4 protein-coding genes and 1 pseudogene are annotated in these 4,032 nt (G+C 50.1%); 4 read left to right on the forward strand and 1 reads right to left on the reverse strand.

Annotation, left to right across the window (positions count from 1 at the left end; translation table 11 throughout):
- The 3 genes and pseudogenes from Q0231_RS03305 to glp all read left to right on the forward strand — a co-directional run.
- Positions 1–282, forward strand: a pseudogene (locus Q0231_RS03305) (indole-3-glycerol-phosphate synthase TrpC); the annotation flags it as partial.
- Positions 283–762: a cyclic pyranopterin monophosphate synthase MoaC gene (gene moaC / locus Q0231_RS03310; RefSeq protein WP_299345037.1), complete on the forward strand. Its 480-nt coding sequence runs from the start codon at positions 283–285 to the stop codon at positions 760–762. It begins immediately after the preceding pseudogene.
- A gap of 3 nt (positions 763–765) precedes the next feature.
- Positions 766–1,980 (forward strand): gephyrin-like molybdotransferase Glp, encoded by a 1,215-nt coding sequence (gene glp / locus Q0231_RS03315; RefSeq protein ID WP_299345040.1) that lies wholly within the window; start codon positions 766–768, stop codon positions 1,978–1,980.
- A gap of 11 nt (positions 1,981–1,991) precedes the next feature.
- Here glp and Q0231_RS03320 read toward each other — a convergent pair whose 3' ends face one another.
- Positions 1,992–2,312 carry a hypothetical protein gene (locus tag Q0231_RS03320; protein ID WP_269394191.1) on the reverse strand — a complete coding sequence of 107 codons (321 nt, stop codon included), beginning with the start codon at positions 2,310–2,312 and terminating at the stop codon, positions 1,992–1,994.
- Positions 2,313–2,592: 280 nt separating this feature from the next.
- Here Q0231_RS03320 and Q0231_RS03325 point away from each other — a divergent pair.
- A partial coding sequence (locus Q0231_RS03325) for a hypothetical protein (RefSeq protein WP_299345055.1) occupies positions 2,593–4,032 on the forward strand: 1,440 nt, incomplete at its 3' end.

Consider the following 4,032-nt stretch of genomic DNA (forward strand, 5'->3'; position numbering starts at 1 on the left):
ATGGCGATCCGCGATATGGACATCGCCGCCGAGCTGATCGGCATCAACAACCGCAATTTGCGGACCTTTGAAACCAGCTTAAACACCACGATTGAACTAGCGAAAAACGTGCCCGACGATAGATTACTGGTCAGCGAAAGCGGCATTTTCACCTTTGACGATGTGCAAATGCTCGAGGACAAAGCCAATGTGGGCACTTTCCTTGTGGGTGAAAGCCTGATGCGCCAGCCTGACGTTGCGGCGGCCACACGATTGTTGCTAACGGGCAAAGAGGCTTTGTGAATGGGCGACAAACTCACCCATATCAATGATGATGGCGAAGTCCACATGGTGGATGTAGGCGACAAGAATGTCACCCAACGCCAGGCTATTGCCACATCTCGCATTTCCATGAGCGAAGCAGCATTTGTAGCAGTCAAAAGCGGCAACCTGAAAAAAGGCGATGCCCTTGGCGTGGCCCGGGTCGCGGGCATCATGGCGGCGAAAAATACGTCGCAAATGATCCCCCTTTGCCATCCGCTCATGCTGACGAAAATTGAAATCTCGATCGAGCCTGATGACAACACAAACAGTTTTGATATCAAAGCCTTGGTGCGCGTTGAAGGCAAAACGGGTGTTGAAATGGAAGCGCTTGCCGCAGCGTCCGTTGCCGCGCTGACCATTTATGATATGGCCAAGGCGGTGGACAAATCCATGGTGATCGGCCCCACCCAATTGGACCAGAAGTCGGGCGGCAAGTCCGGCGATTACAACCGCGAGTAAAATATGAACCTTTTGCCTGTCGCTGACGCGCTTAAAACCATCATTGACGCCATTTCGCAAACCGACAATGAAGTGGTGCCGTTGGCCAAGGCAAATGGCAGAATTCTGGCCCACGACATTGCCGCCGTGTTCGATCAGCCCCCGTTTGATGGCAGCGCCATGGATGGTTATGCCCTCAACGCCAAAGCGGGCGCCAAAGGCACACAACTTGATGTGATCGGCGTATCTGCTGCGGGCGAGGCGTTCGAAGGCACCTTGACCGCAGGGCAATGCACCCGCATTTACACCGGCGCGCCAATGCCAGAAGGCGCCAACGCGGTGATCATGCAGGAAAAAATTAGCCGCGATGGTGACATCATCACCCTAGAGGATGATGTGGTTGCGGGGCAAAATGTGCGCGATAAGGGCAACGACTTTGCTTTGGGCGATGTTCTGATTAGTATGGACACCAAACTATCGCCGTTCCACTTGGCACTGGCAGCGGCCGCCAACCATGCAACGCTGCAAGTGCGCAAAGCGCCTAAACTGACTTTGGTGGCAACCGGCGACGAATTGGTGCCCCCGGGATCAACGCTAGAAAAAGATCAGATCATTGCCTCCAACGGTTTTGGCCTAACGCCTTTGTTCGCCCATTTTGGTGCAGAGGTGAAAGATGGCGGCATTATCAAAGATGATCGGCAGACGCTGAAAAATGAACTGAAACGCATGTTGGATGAAAAACCAGACGTTTTGGTCACCACAGGCGGCGCAAGCGTGGGCGATCGCGACTATGTCAAAGAAGTGTTAGAAGAATTGGGCGTTGAACTCAGTTTTTGGAAAATCGCGGTGCGCCCCGGCAAACCGCTGATGTTTGGCACTAAAGGCAAAACCACCATTTTTGGCCTGCCCGGCAATCCGGTTTCAGCCTTGGTTACAGGCACCGTGTTTGTGGTGCCCGCCATCAAAGCCAAACTGGGCCAATCTCCAGATCACATGATCACCCAATTACCGCTCACCGCCGATATGGCAAGCAACGGCCCGCGTCAACACTATCGCCGTGCAAAGCTAACCCAAAATGCCAACGGCAGCCTAGGCGTTGACCCACACATGCAATCCGACAGCGCCCACCTCACCTCGCTCTCTGCAAGCGATTGTTTCGTGGTGCAAAAGCCGCTTGAAGAAAGCAAAAGGGTTGGTGAGATGGTGGATGTGTTGGTGATGCCCTGGGCGGTTGGATGAAAAAATCCGCGTTAGCGGATTAGCTCACAAACCACCTCATGACCGCCGGAGTTCTGCCGGATTTTGATGTAGCCTTTGTACTTCCACATTTCGAGCGCTCTCTGCTGAGAATACTTGCTGTAGTACATATCAACACCGCATTTCGTGCCGAAACCAATACAGCTATCGGTTTCCCCATCACAACTTGGATTGGTGTAAAGTGCTTGCGGGTTACTATTTTGGTCTTGAAAGTAATATGGCGCTGCCTGTGCAATGCCTGAGCTGCCAACGCTTACTATCACCGCTGCGACAAATGCCGCTGCGGTTCGTTTTGTCCTATTCGAAAATGTCATTATTGTTTTTTCGCTTTCGTTAGAAATTTATGTACAACAGTAGATGAGATTATCGATTGCAAGATATCTAAAACTTGACATTTATCAAGGGCGCCTTCATCCCGCACGGCGACAAACATTTCATTCATGCCGTTTGCTCAGGTTTAAAGCCCACGCTTTCCGATTGATCCAAATGTTTTCAATGCTGATTGGTAGTTTCAGGACCTATGGGCTAACATGCCTACATTCGTTGCGTTCGGAGTACACTCAAAAATCAATATGCTGAGACAAGGTGGAACCAATGTGGAAATTAGCAATTGCTGCAATAATGTTCGCAGGCGCGACCCTCAACGCCCTTGCAGACGATTGTACACTTCCCAAATTTGACCCCACTAATTTACCCACCAGTGGCGAAGAACATCGCGCGCTGATTGTCAAACTCACAGAATATAAGCTTTGCATTGCGCAAAAGGACGACCAAGCCGCGGCAAGAATAACTTTTCCAGGACAAGCAGAAATGCTTGCTTCGCACATTGAACGGCTCAAATCTGAATTAGAGCTTTGGCGCACCCGAAAAACAGTCCCAAATCTTAGCAAATATCGAGAAGCCTTGGCGGTTGAAGGCATAGCAGAAACCTACACGAACTTCGTTGTAAGTTTGAACATTGCTGGCGCTCTTTTTGTCGAAAATGAAATGCACATTCCCTCCCCCTATTTGGCGCAAATGCGAGCAGAAGGAAAAAATCCATCCCAAGAAGCCACGCGCATGTCCGCAAGCACAAGGTTTCCACCTCCTAAGCCGTGGTTTACGGTCACGAGTGTTGAAATATCACGTGCCAACCAAGACATCGCTTTGCAAAGGGCAACCAAAAAGTTGGACACGGCTAAAAAACGATATGCGGAAAGCAAGGCATATTACAAAAGTGTACAAACACGCGTCGATGACATTCTTGCTGCACGCCGTGAATTCATAATCAAAAGCACTCAGAAACTGCAAACGATCAATGTGAAAATACTTGACGCAGTGCAAGCCAATTTGCCGCCCGGAGAAGACGATATTGATGCATTTGCGCGTGCTCAAAAAGATCAAGCCGACCACATCAAAGCCTATCATGAGACAGATTCTGAATTAACAACGACATTGGAAAATGTGAAAGCCAGCTTAGACGCAGTGGAACAAGAACTAAGCGCTGCGACACTTGAGTTTGTTGATGTTAAATCGCGGTATGGTAGCGCGATCAAATCCATACAAAGCAAGGACGCCCGACTGGTTCCGGTTTCTGCCGATGAGCAAAACGCACTCCGTGAGGAGGTCTATTTTCTCAGTGCAGAAATCGCAGGTCGCCGCGAAGCCTCTTTCGAATTGGACAAAAGGCGTTTAGCCGCCCGAGAACATCACGAAAAAGCAGTCAATGAGGCTTCTAATCAAGCAGATTGGCACGCCCTATCTGGAATCGCTTCGACCATCATTCAAGCGCAAATAGAATTACACTCCTCGGCATTGAATTTGGCGTTGGCGGCAAAAGGTGGTCCTACGGGCGTATTAGCAGAAGCCACAGGCCAACTCGCTGGAAACCTGATTTCTGGCCCGACCTATTATGACGCGAGTGGTATTGGTCGAGATATTGCAGTAATCCCTCAAGAAAAAGAAAGCGAAGAGAACGAGCAATCTTGGTGGGATGATCAAGGCAAAGAGGCCGCACTAAATCAACTATATAAAGAGGCGATGTCAACGCCATTT

Source organism: uncultured Maritalea sp. (assembly GCF_937139385.1).
GTDB classification, from domain to species: Bacteria; Pseudomonadota; Alphaproteobacteria; order Rhizobiales; family Devosiaceae; genus Maritalea; species Maritalea porphyrae_A.